A 21811-nucleotide genomic window follows, 5' to 3' on the forward strand; every position below is an offset into this window, starting at 1 on the left:
CGGGAAAACAATGTAATAACAGACACTTAGCTTAGGTTTTAACGACAGAACTTTGCAGTCAATGATATGGTAAAAAACCTGTGTTATTACAATGAGTTATGCCTGTTTTAACGACAAAACTTTGCAGAAATCAGGGCTATTTGAACGACAAAACTTTGCAGTTGTAACGACAAAGCTTTGCATTTAAACGACAGAACTTTGCACCCTCTCCCAGAGAGGCTCTAGCTATTTTAACGACAAACATTCTTGCAATAATTGTCGTTAAATGATAAATGAAACCAACTTCAAGGAGCGTAAGAACCATGAGTGACTCCGTGTCCTCCCGCGAGCTTAAAAAGCCCTCCTCCCTGATCCAGATGAGCAATGTGGTTACCTGCGGTCAACGCAAGAGCTACAATGCCCTCCTATACTACGCCCAACAGCAGCTCCGCAAAGATCCTGACCAAACCCTTTTCGAAATGTCCTTTGCAGAGCTGAAGCAAATTTTGAACCTCCAGCATCGCACCTACAAAGAAGTAATCGAAAAGATGAAGGAACTTCAGGATATCAAGGTCGAAATTGATATACTGGGTAAAGAAAAAATCGTCAAGGAAATGCGCCGGATGTCGCTATTAGCCGAGATCCGGGTGAAATATGACGAACCCGACTGGAAGATTTTCTTCTTCCTCCCCCCTACGATCCACGAACGACTTCTCCATAAGCCAGTTTACGGCGTAATCGATCTTCAACAGATGTCCAAAATGATGAGCAAATACAGCCTGGCGCTGTACGAACTTGCCAAGGATTATCTGAACGTCGAGATCCCCAGGATGAGTGTTGAGGATTTCCGCAAAATTATGGGTATCGAGCCCCACCTGTATGGACGATTTGGTGATCTAAAGCAAAGGGTTCTGGATCCAGCTGTCGATGAGGTCAATGCGAAAACTGATATAAACATCAAATACGCCCTGCAAGCTGGTGGTAGAGGTGGTCGAGTCCAGAGCATCAAATTCACCGTCAAGGCGAAAAGCAAAGCAGAGATTGAAACTGATAACACTCTTGATACCCTTATAGCATTACTCCCGCCAGTCTACCAGCAGCAGGAAACAGTTAGGAAAATGTTGGCCGCTTGCCTGAAGGAAAAAGGCGAAAAAGGCCCTGAGTACGTCGAATCGAACATTAAGTACGCCCTGAAAAATAGTAAGACCAACTTCAAGAAATATTTGAAGGATTCTCTGACGAATGATTGGGCTGAGGATACCCGTCTGAAAGAGGTTGCGGCGAAAGAAACGGCGAAGCGGAAACGCGAGGAGCAGGCTGTTAAGGAGCAGACAGAGGCTGAACTGATGCAGCAGAGAGTTGATCGGCTACTCGCCCACTATGAAGGCCTCGGCGAAGAGGAGAAAAAATGTATTCTCGACAAAGCGGCTGAGGAGGAAAAGGCAAATCCCTATTTCTCAAGGCTCTCCTTTGAGCAGCAGATCATATCCATCCTAGAAACCATGGGGGTTCCTAAATAAATGGATAACCTAGAAAATAAAAAGGGCAGCAAAAAAGGCCGCCCTAAAAAAAATGAGTTACTGATTTACGAGTGGGTCTGTACCCACTGCCAAAAAGACGTGAGGAGAACCTTTCTATCTGACGCCGATGCGAAGAAAAATGTTCTCCTGCAGAATGAATGTTGCGCCGAGTGCTACCTAACCAAAGCTGAACAACCCACCTAACCTTTCTTCCTGCCCTCCGGGATCGGCTTCACCTTTTTATCCGCAAAGTACATTTCCAGAGCTTCGTGCATAACCTCTTTGATGTCCATCCTCTCCCACCAAGCATAATTGCGAACTTTATCCACCAGCTCGTTTGAAAGGATATACGTCTGCCGCTGGTATCCAGGGGGGAGACCCTTGTAGATAGTACTTACCCTATCAGTAACACCATCGTCCGCTTCTATCTTCACAACGGGCGTAGCTGTAGCGGCTGATTTACTTTGTTTACTCTGTAAATTTTGTTTTACTTGTTTAACGGGTTTTTGCTGTAATACGGGTTTTACAGGTGCAGGTTTTTCTTCTAGCGCTGGAGCTGCTGGTGCAGCGTCTTTGCCAAGCTCCCCTGCCCCCTCTTCTTCTCTTGTGTCCTGTATCCATGAGAGCGGATTGCGGCCCATACGGCTATTATCCACTTTTTTTTCAGCCATAGCTTCCTCCTTACTTCTTCCGTTCAATTACTTCTTTCGCTAGATCGAGATAATCGATTGCCCCTACCGAATCCGGTTTGTACTCGTAAATCGTCTTGCTATGGCTTGGAGCTTCAGCCAGGGCGATATTGTCGTGAATGAGGGTACTAAAGAGCTTCTCCTTGAAGAAACCTCGCACTGTCTCCACAACTTCTCGATTCAATTTTTTTCGATGGTCATACCGGGTTGCAATGACCCCAGAGATCTCCAGGGATTTGTTGAGGCGCTTCTTTACGAGTTCGACAATCTCCAACAATTTTGCCATACCCTGCAGAGCGAGGAACTCAACCTGGAGAGGAATATAAATGTGATGAGCAAAAGTCAGAGAATTCAATGTTAGGAGGCCCAGGGATGGAGGGCAATCAATCAAAATGAAATCGTAGCCAGATACCCCTTCCATTGCCTCTCGCAACAAGAATTCTCTACCGGCAACGCCAGAGAGCTCAATTTCAGCGCCTGAGAGGTCTAGGCTGGCAGGGAGCACCCATAAAGGGTCATCCCCTCCCCTCTTCCGAATGGCTTCCTTAACGGTGCAGTCCCCGCGAAGCACATCATAAATGGTGTTTTTGAGAGGTTCGGCATCCCCTACCCCAATTCCTAGAGAGAGGGTCAGGTGTGCCTGGGGATCTAGATCGATCAGCAAAACCTTCTTGCCCTTTTTTGCGAGGGCTGCCCCCAGATTTACTGTCGTGGTTGTTTTTCCGACCCCGCCCTTTTGGTTTATCAAAGCGATCCTGCTCATGGTGTCCCCCAAAAAATTTAAACTGAAATTCATCAGTAATCAGAGTAAACATTTTATACCATGATTTCACAGGATAATCAATAAACTACGGTTCGGGAGTTTTCAATTATTTCTATGTTTACTCAGTTTATTGGAGTTACCAAGTAATACCCCTACCTGCCTCTCCGCCTCGAATTTATCGAGCCTCCCTAAGAACCGGAAGCAGTCCCCTTTGGTTGTTACGATTTTGGTCACCTCTATTTTTTCAGTGGCTCCCAAGCAATAGCTTTCGATAAGATTAACCATCTTAGGCTCCTTTCTTCGGCGTATAAGGCTTGACCCTTGAAACAATAGGATCTCTGTCAGCAGCGAGCGCAATGAGATCATCGTTCGTGTAACCTAATGCGCTAGCCCAAAATGGGACGTAGGTTAGAACCTTAATCCCGCCCGCTGGCCGCCCCCAGCGATCAAGTTTTCCCATACTGACCTGGAATTTTCTGCAAAACCCCTGAGGTGGAATGACGGTATCGATAAGTATGTTCTTCCCTCGCAGCTGGTTGACTATCCAGAAGAGCAACTCCCTTCTGGCGTTAACATCGTAGTTGTACATGTAAATGTCGTCCCAACCTTTGTTTAACGCGAGTTCTTGAAAAACAGAGTAAACAATGTTTACAAAGAAATAACATTTTCCATCTACTGTCAGTGCTGTAGACAGTAGTTCTTTTGGTTCATTGTCCAAGCTCCACCGCAGAGCCTTTAGAAACTCAGGTATGCGAAACCAGTTAACCTTGATGTCGTTTCTATCTGTAAAAAATTGCTTATTCCCTGGAGCAGGGCAGGGGCGATCCACTTTATCTTGCTCAATAGCTACGGCTTCATCTGGAATCACAAGAAACGAGAAAGGATTTTGTTGAACATACTCCCAAAGAATTTCCTCGATGAAAATAGTACGCGATAGAGGGTGGATGCCCTTTAGTTGCAACACGTTTGGCGAAGCAGGGAGCAGAAAGTTTAAACGCATAGGCTTTGCTGTCCTGCTGCAAGTCCTTGGATGGTAAAAGCGCTTCTTCTTGTACCAGCTGTCAACAGCTTCAAGAAATACTCCCCCTCGTTCTGTCTGGCAGAGTGTCGCCAAGTACTTTTGCGTCTCAGCATTTCTAATCCGCACCTGTAGGCGAATGATGTTTTCTTTGTTTGCACCATTTTTCATGTTTCACGACCTTACTTTAATTTCTCAGTATACAAATAATACTTAAGAATCTAAGAAATTCAAGAAAATTAAGGATACAAAAAAAACAATGTTTACTATAGAAACATAAATTACTGAGAATGTAGAGAAAATTACGTTTAAGTGTAGCTCATTCCCAATACCCCGTTTTTGGTTCACGAAATAGGTAGATCAACAGATTAATAGGGAGGGGTCTATGCTGACGGACGAAGTAAGGGGAAACCCGCTGGACAAAAGAAAAGGCATTCTGGTTGGGGTCGGTGTGAACAAGTTGGAGGACAAGGGCAGAGAGCTTGTCTATATGAATGACGAGACGATGGGCCTCCATTCAGTCATACTCGGAACCACGGGTACAGGGAAAACGACCCTGTTAAGGTCGATCATCAACCAGGCGATTTGGATGGGGTGGGGTGTCCTGGTGGCCGATATGAAGTTCGACTACAACCTCTTCACGACAGCATACGCTACAGCTTATCATTGTGGTCGAACTGGTCAGTTCCAGTTTCTAAGTCCATATGCAATTGAAAAGGAAACTGGTCTTCTTGGTCAGTTCGGATCCAATACATACAACCCCTTAAAGTCCATCGACAGCAGCATCTCGTTAACAACAGCAATCCTGAAAGCTGCCGAGGTCACAGGCCAAAAGATGGCCTTCTATGAGGATGTGAAGGAAGAAATCGTGGACACCCTTGTCAGGGCATTCCTTTCTACAGGAAAGGAGTTTTCCTTTCGTGATAAATGGTGCGTTTTGGAACACCCGCAGGGGCTACGATCACTAATATCAAAAACAACAGACCCTGAAGTTCTTGTAGTACTCCAGAACTGGCTAGAGCAATGGACAAGCTCTGATAATCGAACCTCAGCAGAGTTCCAAAAATATGTCCAAGGGGCAAAAATGTTTTTCCGCAAATTTTCAACTGGCTCCTTAGGACGTATGCTCAATAGCTACAACCCAGACGTGACATTGAAACAGGTTTACAACAACAGTGGGATCCTGTGGGTGGTGTTGCCGTCTCTCCTGATGGATACAACTGCTAAATCTGTTGGCAAACTGCTCCTATCTGACCTGAGATACCTGATCGGTAATATCCAGGTTACCACTCTGCACAGAAAACCCTTTTTGGTGGTAATTGACGAGTTTGAAAACTTCATTTTTGATGGGGTAACAGACCTTTTCGACAAAGGCCGTTCTGCCGATGTGAAAATGGTAGTGTCCCACCAGAGCCCGAGGCAAATCGACAAGGAACATTCAAGGGAGTTCCGTGACATCATCATAGGCAACACCAGGACAAAGTACTTACTGGCGACCGAAGACAACGAGATCGCAAAATACTTCGCTGAACTGATGGGTAAAGAGTCTGATGCCATAACTGTCAATTATGGGGGTGGCATTAGTAGCCGAGACACCGAAAACTATGTGATTTCTCCTACTGAGATTACCCGGATGAAAGATTTTGAGCTCGTTGTGAGACGGAAGGGGGAAATTTACCAAGGACATCTGCTAGCCCCTCCATCTGACTTCGAGCTGGGCGTAGATTGCCCAAACCCCAGATTCACTCCTCGACATGACCGATCCGAAGGTATCAGGATCTATGAGGAGGTGATAGGGGATGAGTAAGGTAATCGAATTCCCACAAATACAGGGGAACAAGCGAATATACGTCAAGGAGTTCAAGACAGAACGCGTATCGGAGCGCCTAGCTCAATTCGAAACAATAGATGCCGGTATCATCAAGACAGTTGCGGCTGAATTCGGGATAACGGAACGCAGGGTGCGGCAGATCCAGCAAAAGACCGTCGATTTGACCGAGTACAAGAAGACCAAGGAGCTGCTCGGGGAAATTTTCGGAAAGGAAGATGCTGATGTTGCGAAGCATGGTGGTCAATTCCTTACACTGAAAGGCGAAGAAAAGCCCCCCATGGCCTCAAAAAGGCGGATCATTTCGCTTTATCTCCTGGAAGCGATACAAAGTGGGGATGAGATCGACTATGAGGAACTGGCGGCTGAATATGGCACCTCAGCAGAATATGTGCGAAAATGCGCTGCACCTCTTTTAAAACAAGTCGATGGCAAAACACTTGCGACGGCCAGCCAGAAAGAACAGATCGTGAAGGCCCTGGGCTACCTCGGGAAAACAATTAACGAGAAAAAGCAGCTGGAGGCCCTAAACCGACTGACAAAGAAACAGGCGAGCACGGTAATGTTCAAGCTGTGGAAACTGCTGGAGGTCAAGCGGATGTACACCAACGACTTTTCCAGGAGGGTTTTGAAACCCCTCATTGAATCCACGGATTGCAGTTTCATTTCAATTCCACACCCTCTGGAAAAGAAGAAGGATGATTAATTATCAACACCGCCTGTGGAAAGGCTTGACTGGAACTAGTTGAGAAAAAAGATAAGAACCGCAGAAAACACAGGAATTAGCAAATTGCCAAAGAAATAGGCACCGACAGGGTAGGGAAGGGTCTAATGAAGAACGTAGCCGAACAATTCAGAGACATTGCAGCCGGGAATTTCCAGGATGTTGATGAAGAAATATACCAAGCATGCAGGCTGCTGTGGGCTCTAGGCTTCGGTGCAAGAAAGATCTATCTTCCTCACAAGCACTTAAAGGGTGCCAGCTGGTTAGAGACCTATTTGGGTAAAGTCAAAACCAGAACAACAGCTTTTCAGGTTGATGCCGACAAGGCAAAAACAGAAACAGGGCTCAAAAGGCAAGTGCTCGATGAGCTCGCAGGGTACCCAGTAGTAAACGCAATGGCCGTAGCCCAGGTTGCGGCAGATTGTGAGGTCACTACCCACTATGTACGAAAAGTGGCAAAACCGGCCTTAAAATCGGTCGAGGCAGAAATGGTTGACCCTAGGGAGGCCTTGGGAAAGATCTATGAAATTTTGACTAAGCACGGCGTCGTAGGAGGGGTATATGTCCCCAAGCTCACGGCTGCGAGACTGAAATTGGGCAAGATATCTTTGCGCAAGGACGCATTCAGGCTGTTAGGGGAGGGGAAGAGCGTCAGTGAAGTGTGCGCCGAAACAGGCTTTAGCGTGAGTTATGTGAACGAATTGCGTGACATGCTGAAGCAAAACAAGGAGAGGGTATGACCAACGTGGAGTGGAAAATCCTATTACCAACGCAACGTGTCCTAGTGAAAGCCTTGCTGCAGGAGGTATCGCAGAAGGAAACGATGATGAAATACCTGGTCGAAAGCGAGGCCGAAACTGATACGGTCATCCACCAGGCGAGAGAGATTTTCTTGGCTCAAGAGCGCCTGGTTTTGGTGGTCGAGGAATCCTGCAGCTTGAACACACGCTGGTTTTTCATTATTGCATCGATTCTAGCAGGTTTGATAGCAATCATGGGAAAACAGCACTCACAAGTTCTGTTCTTCTTCAAAGGGTTAAACGTTGGGTCATTTTTGATGCTGCTTTATACACAGATCCAATGGTGGGGAAAGAGGAAAGGTATGAGAACGACCTTCCATGCACGCCAACAAGAATTCCTTAAAGAAAGAATAGGGAAAATCGCCGCCTAAAGCTCCTGCAGGTATTGCAACAGCAGCTCACCGCCTCTCCGATTTTCAATCCAGAAACGAGCATCAGGTGCTTTTCTAAAGGCTTCGACCACAGATTCAGCAGAAAACCTCGCGGTCAACTCTGCGAAAGCCGCAATCCGCCACGGAGCAGCCCATAACACCTGGTCAGTGCTACCGATGAGGGTTGGGAGCCCAGCTATCGAATCATGAGCTAAGACAGAGTGGTAGCGAGCCTCTTTGAGTGAGTGGAAATTGTCATATCCAAAAATCAAGGCTAGTCCGTGTTTTTCAAAAATGATATCCACACTACCATCTGATTCAACGCGCAAAAAGAGGTGCTCCCCAAATCCACCTTCCTTGCGGCCATTCAGGGTGTTTAAATCATAGATGCCAGGCTCCGTAGCTAAAAAAACTTTGACGCCGTACTTTTGCTCAACCGGCTTGAGGTATTCTCGCTCTACGGTCAGATTTAAAAGGTCATCAGTTCCCTTCACCTTGGCAAGCCATGCACGGGAATAGCGGCGATTGGATTTGACCTTTACCTGTAAAGGCCAGCCACTACCGTAGATTAAATGTTGATCTGTTCGTGATACATTTACCGTTACCATGGTCGCTCCGATTTACCTACCGTCATCTCTGCATAATTCAATTTTCCAGTCACTTAGAGCTTCTTCAGCATCGATTCGAGGTCTGCAGAGTATATCGAGGTGAATTGAAAAGCCCTGAACAAAACGCCCTCTCTCATCAACGATTCGGACATCCCCGCCTTTGCGGTATTCAATATACCTGGTTTCGTCGCCCTGAGTGGCACGATACATCCGTTTCCATTCTCCAAGCAGGAACATATCCCGCTTCAAAACAAAAAGCGCCATGCGATGACCCTCGATTTCCTTTTTGATTCTGTCAATAGTCATTGGTTTCATCTGCAATACCCCCTACCGCGTTAATACCTATTTCGTGAGGGGCTGATCGAAATCCGGGATCAATATTAGCTTGATTTAAGGGGTAGTTTTCGTTAACAATGGCATAGGCAATGTTGGTGAGACAGTTTTTAAGTGGCGAGGAAAGAGTATGCAAGGAAATAGAGCTAAAGGCAGGATAAATAGACGGCTCAACAGGGAGCAAGAGGTGGGCGAGGCAACCCCTGTAATAATCCCCAATGACCCACTCTCATACATTGGATCAAGTTACCATCCTAACAATGACGTGCGCCCGAAAGAAAATAAGGAAAAGAAATTTAAAAAGACTGGAATAACAAGCATAATCGATTTTGGATTGTTGGGAAACATAGTGCTGAAAGGTTCGTTCATCTGGTTTATCTTTAGCATCGTTACACTTGTGGTTAGATTTTTCCTTGGTATGCCTGACTACTTCCAATCGTCGGCATTTGTAAGGTATGTCCTATGTGGTGGTGTTTTTGGGGTTTTTATTGGGATGATGATTGGAGGTGTACTCAGATTGTTTTCTTCAGAGCCCAAGACTTACGGTAAAGCCAACGATGATGACGATTTTATGCCAGAAGGTGCCGATGCAATAGCTACAGATCCTAAGTATTTTTTTTTGGATTGTAACGTATTTCATAACGACAATGAATAACACAGCCTGATTGATTTAATCCTCATCCTCATAATCTTCATCATCTTGCTTGGCCTTCAGATTTTCGTAAACCTGCGCAATGGCTGCAATGATAGATACAGCGAACCACAATAAAAAGATGTGAAAAAATGTGGACATATTCTCAGTTTTAATACCGTCTATCCCATATGGAGTTGCAAAATACTGTGAAAAAAAGTAACCCCAGGCAGCGTAAAAGATGAGCCCCGAATAAATAACGCCCACCTGCGCAAAGGTCTGAGTTCGATTTGTTTTGTCAGTTGATTCCATGTTACCTCCAGCTCATAACCCTTAGATGCGAGCAATTTCCCAGCCTCTTAGCGCTTGTCGTGCCTTCATATCCGGGTCGCCGCTATGCGTTGTAAATCCTTTTATGAATCCCCCTTTTGCATCAACAATTCGAATTCCATATGGGTTCCACTCGATATATCTAGTTTCCCCCCACCTGGTGGCCTTGTAGTTCCTCTCCCAGGTACCAACCAGGAAATATTCCCTCTGAAGGTTCCTTAGGGCCTCTCGGTGCTGCTCGATCTCTTTTGTTATCTCTGCATGCGTTCTTGTGCTCATTTTGCCTCTCCTACAGATGTTTCAGGATGTCGCTTGCTTCGCGGTTATCTATCCAAAACTTCGCATCCAGGTGACGGCTCATCGCCGGAATGATTTCGTCTTGGTTCAACTGATCACTGAGGGTTTTGTAAAACTGGTACCGTATCTGAGCAGCCCATTTCAGCTGCTTTATAGTCCCTTGGAGTGGGGGTAACCCAGCGAGCGAGCTCCTGTTAATTGCCACTCGATCCCACGACTCCCCGCAGGCCCCGAGGTGACAATAAGGGCAAATGTCTGACTGGAGACTTTGAACACACTTGAGTCTTTCGCCTTCGTCAGAGGGTAGGGTGTAGTAGCCCTGCTTATGGCCGCATTCATGGGTAATTAGTTGGAATGTGCTGTGGGCCTGCTTATATTCTTTGGTTTGTGTCTGCTTGTAGTCCATGGTCGCCTCCCTTACAGTCTCTGAAAGAGATCCTGTGCGTTCTGATTTCGGTTATCGATCCAGAATTTGGCATCAGGATGTTTGCTGATGAGAGGGATGAGAACGTCAGACGAATGCTGCCGACTGAGAGCCCTGAATTGCTGTAGCCTGATCTGAATAGCCCAGGAAACCTGTTTTTGGGTTCCCTGTAGCTCAGGCAGGCCAGCTTTAGAACTCTCAGTCTTAACAGCAAGAGATTTGATGTAGGCCTGGCGTTGGCATTCGGGGCATTTTTGCCCCCACAGCCTATGTAGCTCTACAGCCCTTTTGGTGAAATTATAGGAGAGAGAATAGGTGTGTTTGTGACCGCATGTGTGAGTGATGGTTTGTTCATGATAGTATTTCATTTCTACCTCCCATTTGTGGGGAGGTAATCCTTTACCTGTGACCGCTCCTGCGCTTTAAGGTTTTTAGCTTCTTTACTATTATTATCGGATGTTCAGTAGCTTATTCTTTAATTTCATAAAGAAAAAAAAGTGAAATTTCAGAATAATTTTTATAACGGTTAAAAAGTGCTATTTGCTGCCTTTGCCTTCACTTGCAGCTTTCTTCTCAGCAGCTTTTGCCGCTTTAGCAGCCCTTGCTTTCGCTGCATTTACCTGCAAAGCAGCCGTTTTCTTCTCACTCCGGGTAGAGCCTAAGAGCCGACCATGGATCCTGGCTACATTTATGGAGTGCTCGATTTGCTCCCCACAGTGGGGGCAGTTGATGATAATGATAGTTTCGTTGGTATTTTTCTTTTCCATTCTAATATCCTCCTTTTTCGCGCTATGAATTTACACCCTCTTTTGGCAGTTCGCAGTACCAGCAGCGATGTTCAGTGTTTTCAACAAACCCATTGGACTCCAGGAAAGCCGTCTTTTCGGACTTTGAGTATATGCGCCCTTTGGCGATGCAGTAAGTATCCCCTTCGAGATCTGCGAATCTTGCTACCTGGGTGAACGATTGGAATGCTTCGGCCAGCTCCGCTGGAAGTTCAGGGGCGATGGTTTTGCCCTTGGTGATCACTTCCGACTGCACTTCAATCACTGGAGCCGTATCAGTAGTGGAAGGTTCAACAGGTTGTACTGGGGTAGCGTCAACAGAGGATTCAAGCTCTTCTGTCAGATACATACCGCCAATAACATCGGGGAAAACGATTCTTGCGACCGCTGCAACTGCCCTCCATTGGAGCATAGTGGCAGGCATTGTACGCCAGTTGAATTTCTCCGTAAGCGCGATCACCTTACCGTCTTCCTTGGTCTTCATTTTTGAAGCCATTTCGATAGTGAAAGACCCAGTGTGCTCAACCCCGTTGGTACGCCGCATCATGACCGTGCATTTTTTCTCATCGCTCGCTATGACCTTAACTGTGTCGCAGACGGGGGATGAGTTGATTAGTGCCAGCATGCCTTGTGGGCTGAGAGAGGGCTTGTTTTGGATCACGTTGATGAATTCAAAAGACTGCATCAGCTTGAATCCGAGCTCTTGACCCTTCAGTATGATTACGGCCACCTGTTGTGGGGTTTTTATCGTGGAAGGAAGGAAATTCGACCTCAGCAGATATTCGGCAACAGTCTTGATAGATTCAAACTGGGTTGCTATTGCGAAGATATCGTTCTCGACCTTGCGGGTGACTGCAGCAGATGCTTGTTCAATTTTTGCGACATGATTTTCCATGATGGCCCTCCCCGGATTCCTCATCACATTACATCTATTTCGTGACCTTTCTCTTTGATTTCGGTTACATTTCTATAACCGTTATAGTTTTATTGTAATTCAGCGCTAAGTTTATACAAGCTTTTTTTTACACCAGATCCCCATTGCAATGCTCACAACACCGAGGTTTTGCCACTCTAACGACGAACCCTGTCTCATCATCTCGTTTAAATTCGTCGTAGACGATCAACTTTTGGCAGTGGGGGCAGCCGATCACGCCACTTAGGGTGGCGACGGCAAATCTGCCATTGCTTCCCCGAGCCTGAATCATGGTTACTCCCTTTGATTCTCTTTGTAGTGGTTTCATATCTGTGCCCTTCGTCTACGTTTAGTAGGACTTCGCGCCATTATTAAGTCTTGCGGCCTTTTCACGAGCTCTAGCCATGAAGATGTCAAAAAGATCGATCCCTTTGCACACAGTGGCTATAAATTCAACGACAATTGCTGATGCACCAAAATTGCTTTGTACTCCTGCTTGGTATTTGCCAGTAATGGCGTTCCTGACGATGACTATTTTTTCAAAGGTATATGTGTTCATGGCTTTTCTCCTTCAAGAGTGGGGGAATTTGTATCTCTTTAATATACTTATCGGTTTAATAGAGGGAAAACTTTAATTTATCATAGTATTAATTTATTGTTTTTCCGTATTATTTTTTAAACCGTTTAAAGAGATAAAGCACCTCTTGGTTGAAGAGATGCTTTATCTACTTCAGACTGATTTGGGCCGGGTAGCCAGCCAGCGGTGCTTCCTGAGGAAGCGTTGCCAGGGTTTGTACCGACTCAATGGAGCAGTCTTGCTTTTAGTCTTTCCTCAAGCATTTTACCGATAGCAGGGCTTTTCAGGGCCAATACCTTTTGGTATTCATCGATGTTTCCTTTCTCCCTTGCCGCTTGGATATCCTTGTCAGCTCTAAGGGCTGCATGAATTTCTGGGAACATAGCTGTTAAGAGTCTGGCAACTGCCTCTGCGTTTCTTTGTTCGAATGATGTTCTTGTCTTCATAGTAATTCTCCTTTTAACCAGCGAATTGTCTTTTTGATTACTGTTTGGGGTCACCTTGGCCCCTAATGAGTACAAAGTACATTTTCCGTACCCTGTAGCCTCAGCGATTTCTCTAAGCCCTTTACCCTCTTTAATCATTTGAATTGCCAGTACCTTTCTTGCAGGAGGGGATTTAATCATCTTAGCCCCCAAATTCTGTAGGTAACCAATGGCATACCCTGTAGCCTCAGCAATCTCCTCAGCAGTTTTACCATCTGCTATCATCTGAAGTGCCAGGACTTTGCGAGCTTTTGCTTTTATTGATCTGGCACCTAATCGAACCAGATAATCCCGGCTTAGCCCAGTGGCTTTTTTAATATCTGTAATATCGATACCTGCTTCTATCATCTGAAGTGCCAGGACTTTTCTGTGCGATTTACATAAAGGAGATTTAGTGGGCTTAGCTCCTAAATATTTTAGATAATTCACACTGTACCCTGTAGCCTCAGCGATCTCCTCAGCAGTTTTGCCTTCCTCTATCATCTTGATAGCAACGTTCTTCCGCTCACTTGGCCCCTTGATAGCTCTAGCACCAAACCGATACAAATAAAGGCGGCTTAATCCAGTAACCTTTTCAATTTCTTTAATACCCACCCCTGCTTCAACCATCGAAATGGCTGTCAACCTACGGTAATTAGGTAACCTAGCCCCGTTTTTCCCAGGAGAAACTTGCATAGTTCTGCTCGGCCTTTTCTTAACTTGTTCCCCTCTGGTATGAACATAAAACCTGCCTGAAAAGCTGCTGCTGTCGAGAAGTATGTAAACTTCCTCAAGAATCTGACGAATATAACCTTTCGAATAATCTGATTTGGCCTTGAAGACATACTTATCGATCCACACTTTTGCAGTGTCGCTGGTGAAATATAGGTCTTGCGATGCAAACCCAGCGTGGACAAGAAATTTTCGGGCTGCTTCTAGATTTTCATTTATCTGTGTTTGAGTAAGCTGGTTCATAAGTTCCCCCTATTGGATGTATCCAAGAGCTTTATTCTCGCCGAACAATGCTACTGATATTGTTTCAACCAGGTATGTTGCCATCTCTGCATCGTCATCATCGATTGACCTTGCGAACCGGATCCCCTGGTCATATTTAGTCCCGAGCAGCTCAGCAACCATTGAGCCAACTGATATAAATTCACTGCCAAAAGAGACTGAGAAATCAATGGCTTTAACAACAACGCCAGGAATAACATTTTCAACGACAGTGACAATGATTTTGAGGCTGTCACCCTGGTGAATGTATTTGTTCAATTCTTCAATGAGTATTTTGTTAGTTGATATTGTCATAGTGTTTGTACCTCCATTGCATAGAAACAATTCATTGCCTTTATTAATATTATCGGAATATTTGCTTTTAAACTTTAATTTGATTTAAAAATTATATTATTTATTTTCGATGTGTTATCTATAACTGTTATAAGTTTTATACTAATTTCGGACTAACTTATGTCAACAGGAAAAACCCTTTAGCAGGAAGAAAATCGTTGTTGCTTTTCTAGTGATCTGAAAAAAGAAAAACCCTATAAAGGCTGTGTTTACAGGGTCTGCGTGGAAGGGTGAAGAGGTGAGATTTTTATTTGATGCCTAGCTGTGCCAGCTGTTTATTCAGGTCGAGTACAACCTTCCTCATAGTAGGCTGTAATGATTTGAGTATGTCGGCATCGCTTCGAATATGAAGCTTCACGGATTCCGAGAGCTGTTGATTGCTGGAAATGTAGATGTATTCGTCGCCGATCTGTTCTTGTTTGTTCATGTTGCACCTCCCTTACTGCTCATCTACGGGGCCATCGGTAAACCCAACGACCCCCTGTGATGTTACCTTGACTATGTATGTTTCCCATCCAGTGCGTTCATCGTAACCGTATGGGTTGATCTTCACCTGGGCCGAGGTCACAGGCATCAGTAAAAAGCTGTTGAGATGCTTCACCAGATCATCTCGGCTATTCAGTTCCACAATGGTTGCTATCGAATCAAGTAAGGATCCTCGATGTAGCCTGAATTTGAATTTATCCTTTGTAATGTCCAAGTTGCACCCCCTGGGGCAGTTGATGTACATTCTCCCCGATATTCTGCCAATGCGACATACGAAATTAACCTGTTCTCCATTACCAAAACTTGGCTGTATACACTGCAAGTACCCCTAATACCACCCCCGTTTGTTTGCTTGAGTGATCTCGAATAAAGGCATAGCCTTTACCACCATCTACCCCCTTAACGAGGGTAGCAATTTCCCCTGCTGTAAAGCCGGTGATTACATCTTTAACGGCAGTCTTGGTAATTCTGCCCTTTTCATAAAGGGCAGTGAGAATGTCTGCAAATACTGCATTAGCGGCGTCATTCCAATTATCCCCCTGCCCTTTAGGAATAATAGTATTAACTGTCTTCACAATATCTTCTTTACAGGTGATCCCTTCAAAGACATTGGCAATATAATCACTTTTGTAATCAAGGATAATCCCCTCTTTACCCTCAATCGGTTCCAAGTTAACTGTCATTCCGTTTTTTTTGATTTGGTCTTTCATGGTGATACCCTCCCTTCTGCGCATGGTCGTTTCCCAAGTGCGGTTTTGTGTTAGTTCTTCTCAGTCCCCTACATACCCTTGCAAATGGATACTCATCATTACTGGGTAGAAGTAGAGATCGTCAGCGGTTCCCTGCAGGTTGTGCTGGTGAAACTCTTCCCAGTACTCCTCCTGCGCTTCGAATGTAAGTCCGTTGAATTCTTCCTCTGTGCCGTACACTTTTGATTCCATATCGTCTTCCTCCAGCCGCCCAGGTGGTCAAGGCTACCTGTAGTTTCTCTGTCGCGTAAAATCAGGCTTCGAAGGGAATAGGAGCTGACCGAAGGTATAAATTGCTCCCGCCAAACCCAGTGCCACGAGTATTGCTCCTATTGCCTGGCGAGCTGGAACCAGCTTGCAGTAAATGCCCATTCCGAGCGCTACCACCATTGAAGCCTCTGCCTGTATGTTTTTAAAGTGATTGTTCATGGTATTTCTCCTCGTCGCAGCTTGAAACTGCATGTTGTAAAAATTGATCAGTCATTTGAATGGCTGCGACAAACTCTTCAAAGGTCTCAAATTTGTGATATGGCCCAAACCCCAAAACTTTCTCTAAGACATCTACTATCCCATCATAAGCAGCATTAGCCCCAAAAGCGCCAAACTCATCGCATATCATAAGATAACGCCCTCTTTTTCTAAGAAGAGTTCTCCTCTTTTGTTCGTGTCTTTTCTTATTTATTTTTCGTTCTCTTAATTTTCTTGTCATTGGAGTCCTCCTTGTTCAGTTCAGCAATGCACGATTAAAGCTGGCGGTTATTTGAGATGCTCTTTCCAAGTCAACATCTGGTGTTGAATATCCAGTGTTGGTTGACTTTTTCTCAGCAAGTTGCCATACGCCAACTGTCAGAGCGATTAAAATTAGGATTGTTATGGAGTGCAGTATGTATTTCATGGCTATTTCTCCTTCGAGAGTGGGGGAATTTTCTTTTCTCTTACTATTAATATCGGATTAATTTCTTTAAAACTTTAATTTGATATAAAATATTTATGCTGTTTATTTAGAATGTTAGTTATAACCGTTATATATTTAATACTAATTTCGGACATAGTTAAGTCAATAGAAATTTCACATATCAGGACATCTTTTTGGCTGGTGGATAGAGAAAATTTTGTGCATCGATCCAGGTGAAAAATTCAGATTGAGCACTTCAGACCTCTTCATTTTTCTTCAATGCAAGGGGCAAATCATCCCCATTTCTCAGCTTTTCAAATGCCCTGGTAGTTTCCCCCTCCCTGTCGCCTCATCACCTGAAATTTCCGCCTGATTTTCCCTCACACCAAATTTTGATTTTTGCGCCTACTACTTCAAGGCAACAGCCAATGCCGACCACGCCGCCACCCCTGATCAAAAAGGAAACCCTTGCCGAGCCGACTCCTCACCAGAGGCACAATCCCAGTCACTGCCACCATGATCCAACCGAAGGCACCCTCGCTCCCACCTGTCGCCTCCTGCTGGAAAGCGATAGCGCCGTAGTGCCTACCATGGTCGTACCCGGTATCGACATAGATCCTTTTAACTACTCCTCCCTTGGCAAGCGCGGCACTCCGTGGCAAACGCCTCGACACTCCCAACGGAGGCACTGACGGGTATCATCCGGCCTTATAATGGTTTTGGGGTGTGAGATGCATGCTGTCACATGGAGTCACATGCAGATGCAGACAGATGGGGGGAGATGCAGAGAGTCACAGGGAGATGCAAAAGGGTAGGGGCAAGGTGGAAATTTTTTACAGAGTAGGGTGCGTATATAACAATTGTAAACCCGACACGTGTGTGAAATGCGAAGCACCGGCAGAGACCGTGGAGAATTGGGCAATCAGCCGAAATGCGGAGCGCCGACATGCCAAGTTAGCCCCCAGGATGAGGCTGAATCGGAGTGCCAGGCCGAAGGTGACCAGGGGCAAAAATTTGGACTATATCAAAAAGATATTTATGTATGCGGCAATTCTGACTGGATAACTCCAGTTTACCATGGGCAAAAATTGTGAAACTAAGGAGGGTTTTGCGAGACATTGTAACGACCGAAGGGAGATTGTAAGTCTCGCTGATCTGTTTGATACCCCCACGACCGAAGGGAGTTTGTGAGGGGGTAGCGAACAGATCTTGTATCCAGCACGGCCCGGACTTTGTAACGCCGATAGGCGAGAGGGAGGGCCGTGCATCATACCGCTTAAGGACACGCATGGATGCGTGGCAGTCTCCGAACTTTGACCCTGATACTGATCGTGATGCTTAGGGAAAGGGTGGCATGTGGAGTCCCGGAGCGGCCAGGGAGGGCCGCGTAGGGTTTTAGGACGCGGTAGAGAACCTTTTCCGTAGGTTGATAGAAGGATGAAGGGGGATAAAAGGTAGGGGGCAACATTTGTACTCGGTCTCAACCCACGAATGCAGCTGGCACAAATAGGACTTCGCTGGAGCTAGTGACACGAGTGTGAAATAACCTCTGTGGTTGAATCGAAGTGCCGAACCTCGGCAGGGGCTGCCATGGGTGGTGTGGACACATTGGTGGTAAGGAGAGATCGGGGGAAAGGGTGCTGTAGCTTGCCGTTAAGCCGTAAGTGGAGAAGGCAATGCAGGGGGAAGCTGCTAGGGTGTTGAACGAAGGCGACGTACCTTGGCCTCGGCACGCATGGGGGACGGGGGAGGGGATCCCACTTTCTACTCGAAGGGAAATGTTTGACGCTATTTCCTCGTTTTCCACGAAGTGCAGGCCTGGGAGAACGCCGAAAGAATTTAACCTGACCGCCACCTTTTAACATTTTCTTTTCGTAGGCTCCATAATAACACGTAGTGTTTTGATATATACGGACACCTCTTTGAAAAATATTTCATCTGGGTTAAAAAGGGGGATGAAGCAAAGGATATAACGATGTTGGGGTTGACATTTAGAATTATTTAACTGGACACTGCAAGGTAAAATTGATAACCCCTTTGACAATTTTTAATCTGGGGAGCCACAAGGTTATGTTCTTTAAATTCCTGCCTTTAATAATCCTTTTCGGAACTTTCTACTTAGCACATGCTAAATCAGGCCGAAAATTAGCTTCTCGTTTCCCCTCTATGGATGACAAGAGACGTAATAAAGGCAAACACGCTCGAAGCGGTGAAGAAGATGGTCTTCCTGATTATATTAATGATCCTGCTTACAGCTATATGAAAGGAAATATCTGGCACATAGAAGAGAGGGATTAGTCTGATTCCCCCATCCGGCTACAAAAAAACGACCTTTAAAATAAGGTCGTTTTTCGTTTGCTGTAAGGCTGAATTTGATCAATCAAACATCCTACTAATGAGTATCTTCGTGGGATAACATTGGATCTTCTAGTTTTTGGTGATGGACGTTACAGTCATATGCTGCATAAAGAGGATTAAAATAAATATCATCGTCATCGTCAGTAGGTCTTTCCTCTTCCCGGAAACCACCTGGTCGTTTAGAAAAGGATCTAAGGACACCTCCAATCAGCATCCCAATAAGAATCCAATAGAAACCACCACAAAGAACAAATTTCACAAATACCGAAGATTGTGTATGGTCAGGTAGGCCAAGGAAGAATCTGACCATGATTGTCACAACACCCAAAATGAACCAAACCAAAGAGGCTACCATCACTATGTTCCCTAGGGAGCCAAAATTCAAAGTAGCTGTCAGCCCAGCGCTTTTAAATTTCTTCTCTTTTCCCCCTGTCACCCGCTTATCGTATTCGGGATTATAATCCGATGCAATGTAGGTACGAGCATCCTTTAGATTAACAGAAGGAGCTACCTCATCTCTGTGCCCATGATGCACTCTTCGATTTTGTCCTTTTTTAACTTTATTATGCATCGTGGTAACCTCCGTCAATTCATCGTAATGCATTAATATAATAACCCAAATTGCGATTAAATTTAAGGCCTTTTTGTGGCAACCGCCTATTCGAAATCACTCAGATTTGTAATAGAAAATTTCTGTTTTGCAGCAATTTCCTCAACTGACAGTATCTGATTCACATCGAAGACTACAAACCGTAATTTGTCGAGAATCTTCCCTTTCCCCTTTCGGATATGCAGATTGCAAAAATCCTTTGCCCCAAATTTGACCATCAGGCCTGTTTTTTGGAGCTGGGGGTATAACAACCTCTCGTTGATATCATAGCGAGCTCCAGCCGCTTTCATGGCCTTCGACAATCTAGGAATGATAGCGTCTGGGTTATTGCCCCTTGTATCGTTGACGTACAGTGGGTTCAAAACCAGCAAATACCCTTCCTCGGTAATGAACATCCCGGATCCGTACGGAACAACAAAAAATAGCTCACGCAGAACCTGAATGGTTTGGGTCACCAAGACACCGTGCGCCTGGCTTGGCTTATCAGGGACGGGAGGGGTAGGGTGAGCTTCTTCCTCAACGGCATCATCGGAGACCGCAGCGTTGTCCTCCTCATCCTCAGTGATAACCATTGTTGGTGAATCTGTTACGACTATTTCGGAAGTTACAACCTCGTCCTCTGTTATTAGGTCGTCAGTTTCGACGCCCTCGGTCACATCTTCCAGCACTTTCTCAGGGGTTGGTTTGCTACCTCCGTCAGTGAATTCCCCCAGAGCATACCCATGGAATTCATCCGGTACTTTGATAACGTCTGTAGGCTCTGCGAATTCCTCGAAATCATAACTCTCCATTTCCGTCTGCATTCTCGCTTCTTCCGCCTGGATGGGTTCACCTTCAACTGCAGGCTCTGCCGGTTCATCTATTTCGTAAAAGGCCTCATTTTTCTCATCCTCGACATCCTCAGCATCAGCAAGCCGCAGGAGCCTCCAGTACAGATTATTCCGCATTGAGCTATTATCGTGGTGGTTAAAGATCGCATCGACGACCAGCCCAATCTCAGCCGAATCGAAATACTGGCTGTAGAGATACTTCCTACACCCTGAGATGAGGCGGTAAGTCAACATTACGGAGTGACGTGGGCTTTCCAGGTAGGTGATGCCATTCTTTCCCTTCAGGGAGTACCCTTTCTCAACAAGGCTGTCCACCAGCGGATTGAAATTGAACCCAGCTGTTTCGACTTCCCACTCCACGACCTTTCCAAGATCATGCCCTAATGCCACCAGCAGCGCATGCAACTGCACCTTTTCAATCCAAAATTTGTAACTCTTTTCACCTGGAGGCAGGACAGAAGGGATGCATTCCTTCCCTACCTCGCTTAGCAGCCTGACGGCTACTGATAGGGAGTGCTCGATTAGCCCGAGATGTCCAGTGTGGTGCATGTTCTCGCTCGCAGGGTAGCCGTACGCAATCGAGATAAAGGAATTGACTATCTCTCGGGAGTAGTCTTCGATTAGGTGAAATTCACCAAGTTCCCCTTCCATTTTTTTAATTAGGGTTGTAATTTCAGCCGGTAAATTAGCTCCTTTAGGGATAGGAGGAACCACCGATAAAGGAGATGATGTCTCCACAGGTTCTGTCTTGTCTTTGCCAAATAGCGTTCGCAGCATACACGTTGCCTCCAGTTGAATTAGTCTCATCTATTTCGTGACCTGGTCACGTCACGAAATAGGTATGAAATCTTCAACGGAGGTCTGGTGATGCGAATATCTTTTTCAATCAATTCTTTACTGAAGGAGGGAAGCAAAGCCCTGTGTAGCGATACCCAGGAAGAAGCCGAGGGGAGCAGCAACAGAAGAATATTTGTTGTTTTAGCCCTGACGATAGCAACTTATGCATTTAACGATTTAGACTACATCCTGTGGGTAATAGGGGCTCTCATCGTCCTGCAAATAGTGTCGGTGTACATAGCCAACAAGGAGGAAAAACCGGAAGTCATAACTTATGAAGATACCCTGATAGCCTCCAAGTCAGATTACATGGCTATGCTAAAAGGCGAGTATGAGTGGAAGGGGAGTGGTCTTCAATTTATTTCATTCCGGGCATTTTACTGGATAGCGGCTGCAAGCCTCGTAGGAGCCTATTTAATCTCTTTATCACCTGTAGTTATCCCTTGGACATTTATAGCTAACTTGCTGTTGGTGACACCTCAGCTGAGGGGAATTTCCAGAACCGCCAAAGGTTCTGAACCTCTTGATTGGTTTGCTGTGTTTCTATACACAGCTGGAGTATTTACACTGATGGGAGTTTTCGGCACAAAATTTATAGTTTTGCTGCCGCTTGCCGGATTTTTTTACTTTTTGGACGAAAAATAA

General features: G+C 45.4%; 30 protein-coding genes. 9 read left to right on the top strand and 21 right to left on the bottom strand.

Features of this window, described 5'->3' with window-relative positions; genetic code table 11:
- Positions 1–302 precede the first annotated feature (302 nt).
- Positions 303–1499 (top strand): replication initiation protein, encoded by a 1197-nt coding sequence (locus tag ML541_RS16360; protein ID WP_243374514.1) that lies wholly within the window; start codon positions 303–305, stop codon positions 1497–1499.
- Between the two features lie 200 nt (positions 1500–1699).
- Here ML541_RS16360 and ML541_RS16365 read toward each other — a convergent pair whose 3' ends face one another.
- The 3 genes from ML541_RS16365 to ML541_RS16375 form a co-directional block, all read right to left on the bottom strand.
- Positions 1700–2170, bottom strand: coding sequence for a hypothetical protein (locus ML541_RS16365; protein WP_243374516.1), 471 nt, complete (start codon positions 2168–2170; stop codon positions 1700–1702).
- A 10-nt stretch (positions 2171–2180) separates the two neighbouring features.
- Entirely contained in the window at positions 2181–2951 is a 771-nt protein-coding gene (locus tag ML541_RS16370) for an AAA family ATPase (RefSeq protein ID WP_243374518.1), read from the bottom strand.
- 286 nt (positions 2952–3237) lie between these two features.
- The gene (locus ML541_RS16375) at positions 3238–4140 is read right to left on the bottom strand and encodes a hypothetical protein (RefSeq protein WP_243374520.1); all 903 of its coding nucleotides are present in this window, start codon (positions 4138–4140) and stop codon (positions 3238–3240) included.
- Between the two features lie 214 nt (positions 4141–4354).
- Between ML541_RS16375 and ML541_RS16380 the strand changes: the two genes are divergently transcribed.
- The 4 genes from ML541_RS16380 to ML541_RS16395 all read left to right on the top strand — a co-directional run bounded on the left by ML541_RS16380 (position 4355) and on the right by ML541_RS16395 (position 7692).
- The gene (locus ML541_RS16380) at positions 4355–5776 is read left to right on the top strand and encodes a TraM recognition domain-containing protein (protein ID WP_243374522.1); all 1422 of its coding nucleotides are present in this window, start codon (positions 4355–4357) and stop codon (positions 5774–5776) included.
- Entirely contained in the window at positions 5769–6503 is a 735-nt protein-coding gene (locus ML541_RS16385) for a hypothetical protein (RefSeq protein WP_243374523.1), read from the top strand. The genes ML541_RS16380 and ML541_RS16385 overlap by 8 nt, the downstream gene beginning before the upstream one ends.
- Before the next feature lie 125 nt (positions 6504–6628).
- Positions 6629–7261 (top strand): hypothetical protein, encoded by a 633-nt coding sequence (locus ML541_RS16390; protein WP_243374525.1) that lies wholly within the window; start codon positions 6629–6631, stop codon positions 7259–7261.
- Positions 7258–7692 carry a hypothetical protein gene (locus ML541_RS16395; protein ID WP_243374527.1) on the top strand — a complete coding sequence of 145 codons (435 nt, stop codon included), beginning with the start codon at positions 7258–7260 and terminating at the stop codon, positions 7690–7692. The genes ML541_RS16390 and ML541_RS16395 overlap by 4 nt, the downstream gene beginning before the upstream one ends.
- On the opposite strand, the gene ML541_RS16400 is transcribed toward ML541_RS16395, so the two are convergent.
- Together ML541_RS16400 and ML541_RS16405 are read right to left on the bottom strand one after the other, a co-directional pair.
- Complete coding sequence (locus tag ML541_RS16400; protein ID WP_243374529.1) at positions 7689–8300, bottom strand: hypothetical protein; 612 nt, start codon at positions 8298–8300, stop codon at positions 7689–7691. The two genes, ML541_RS16395 and ML541_RS16400, sit on opposite strands and share 4 nt — an antisense overlap.
- A gap of 12 nt (positions 8301–8312) precedes the next feature.
- A complete protein-coding gene (locus tag ML541_RS16405; RefSeq protein WP_243374531.1) occupies positions 8313–8615 on the bottom strand; it encodes a hypothetical protein in 303 nt (100 codons plus the stop codon).
- Positions 8616–8763: 148 nt separating this feature from the next.
- On the opposite strand from ML541_RS16405, the gene ML541_RS16410 reads away from it, so the two are divergent.
- Positions 8764–9288: an ABC transporter permease gene (locus ML541_RS16410; RefSeq protein ID WP_243374532.1), complete on the top strand. Its 525-nt coding sequence runs from the start codon at positions 8764–8766 to the stop codon at positions 9286–9288.
- Between the two features lie 15 nt (positions 9289–9303).
- On the opposite strand, the gene ML541_RS16415 is transcribed toward ML541_RS16410, so the two are convergent.
- The 14 genes from ML541_RS16415 to ML541_RS16480 all read right to left on the bottom strand — a co-directional run bounded on the left by ML541_RS16415 (position 9304) and on the right by ML541_RS16480 (position 16531).
- Complete coding sequence (locus ML541_RS16415; RefSeq protein WP_243374534.1) at positions 9304–9576, bottom strand: hypothetical protein; 273 nt, start codon at positions 9574–9576, stop codon at positions 9304–9306.
- Between the two features lie 21 nt (positions 9577–9597).
- Complete coding sequence (locus tag ML541_RS16420; protein WP_243374536.1) at positions 9598–9873, bottom strand: hypothetical protein; 276 nt, start codon at positions 9871–9873, stop codon at positions 9598–9600.
- Between the two features lie 10 nt (positions 9874–9883).
- A complete protein-coding gene (locus ML541_RS16425) occupies positions 9884–10297 on the bottom strand; it encodes a hypothetical protein (RefSeq protein WP_243374538.1) in 414 nt (137 codons plus the stop codon).
- Positions 10298–10851: 554 nt separating this feature from the next.
- Positions 10852–11082, bottom strand: coding sequence for a hypothetical protein (locus ML541_RS16430; protein ID WP_243374540.1), 231 nt, complete (start codon positions 11080–11082; stop codon positions 10852–10854).
- 22 nt (positions 11083–11104) lie between these two features.
- Positions 11105–11995: a recombinase RecT gene (locus tag ML541_RS16435; RefSeq protein ID WP_243374542.1), complete on the bottom strand. Its 891-nt coding sequence runs from the start codon at positions 11993–11995 to the stop codon at positions 11105–11107.
- A gap of 367 nt (positions 11996–12362) precedes the next feature.
- On the bottom strand, positions 12363–12572 hold the full coding sequence (locus ML541_RS16440; protein ID WP_243374544.1) for a hypothetical protein: 210 nt from the start codon (positions 12570–12572) through the stop codon (positions 12363–12365).
- 242 nt (positions 12573–12814) lie between these two features.
- Positions 12815–14029 (bottom strand): hypothetical protein, encoded by a 1215-nt coding sequence (locus ML541_RS16445; protein WP_243374546.1) that lies wholly within the window; start codon positions 14027–14029, stop codon positions 12815–12817.
- Between the two features lie 9 nt (positions 14030–14038).
- Entirely contained in the window at positions 14039–14362 is a 324-nt protein-coding gene (locus ML541_RS16450) for a hypothetical protein (protein ID WP_243374548.1), read from the bottom strand.
- A gap of 286 nt (positions 14363–14648) precedes the next feature.
- Positions 14649–14828: a hypothetical protein gene (locus ML541_RS16455; RefSeq protein WP_243374550.1), complete on the bottom strand. Its 180-nt coding sequence runs from the start codon at positions 14826–14828 to the stop codon at positions 14649–14651.
- Positions 14829–14840: 12 nt separating this feature from the next.
- Entirely contained in the window at positions 14841–15029 is a 189-nt protein-coding gene (locus ML541_RS16460) for a hypothetical protein (protein ID WP_243374552.1), read from the bottom strand.
- Between the two features lie 151 nt (positions 15030–15180).
- On the bottom strand, positions 15181–15597 hold the full coding sequence (locus ML541_RS16465) for a type IV secretion system DNA-binding domain-containing protein (protein ID WP_243374554.1): 417 nt from the start codon (positions 15595–15597) through the stop codon (positions 15181–15183).
- A 60-nt stretch (positions 15598–15657) separates the two neighbouring features.
- Positions 15658–15828, bottom strand: a complete 171-nt coding sequence (locus ML541_RS16470) for a hypothetical protein (protein WP_243374556.1) — start codon at positions 15826–15828, stop codon at positions 15658–15660.
- A gap of 220 nt (positions 15829–16048) precedes the next feature.
- Entirely contained in the window at positions 16049–16345 is a 297-nt protein-coding gene (locus ML541_RS16475; RefSeq protein ID WP_243374558.1) for a hypothetical protein, read from the bottom strand.
- A gap of 15 nt (positions 16346–16360) precedes the next feature.
- Positions 16361–16531 (bottom strand): hypothetical protein, encoded by a 171-nt coding sequence (locus ML541_RS16480; protein ID WP_243374560.1) that lies wholly within the window; start codon positions 16529–16531, stop codon positions 16361–16363.
- 428 nt (positions 16532–16959) lie between these two features.
- Between ML541_RS16480 and ML541_RS16485 the strand changes: the two genes are divergently transcribed.
- Both ML541_RS16485 and ML541_RS16490 read left to right on the top strand, forming a co-directional pair.
- Positions 16960–17223, top strand: a complete 264-nt coding sequence (locus ML541_RS16485; RefSeq protein WP_243374562.1) for a hypothetical protein — start codon at positions 16960–16962, stop codon at positions 17221–17223.
- Between the two features lie 1378 nt (positions 17224–18601).
- Positions 18602–18829, top strand: coding sequence for a hypothetical protein (locus tag ML541_RS16490; RefSeq protein ID WP_243374564.1), 228 nt, complete (start codon positions 18602–18604; stop codon positions 18827–18829).
- 94 nt (positions 18830–18923) lie between these two features.
- On the opposite strand, the gene ML541_RS16495 is transcribed toward ML541_RS16490, so the two are convergent.
- Entirely contained in the window at positions 18924–19460 is a 537-nt protein-coding gene (locus ML541_RS16495) for an ABC transporter permease (protein WP_243374566.1), read from the bottom strand.
- A gap of 86 nt (positions 19461–19546) precedes the next feature.
- The gene (locus tag ML541_RS16500; protein WP_243374568.1) at positions 19547–21106 is read right to left on the bottom strand and encodes a TraI domain-containing protein; all 1560 of its coding nucleotides are present in this window, start codon (positions 21104–21106) and stop codon (positions 19547–19549) included.
- A gap of 87 nt (positions 21107–21193) precedes the next feature.
- Between ML541_RS16500 and ML541_RS16505 the strand changes: the two genes are divergently transcribed.
- Positions 21194–21811, top strand: coding sequence for a hypothetical protein (locus tag ML541_RS16505; RefSeq protein ID WP_243374570.1), 618 nt, complete (start codon positions 21194–21196; stop codon positions 21809–21811).

This window comes from Geotalea sp. SG265 (genome assembly GCF_022808985.1).
In the GTDB taxonomy this organism is placed as follows: domain Bacteria; phylum Desulfobacterota; class Desulfuromonadia; order Geobacterales; family Geobacteraceae; genus Geotalea.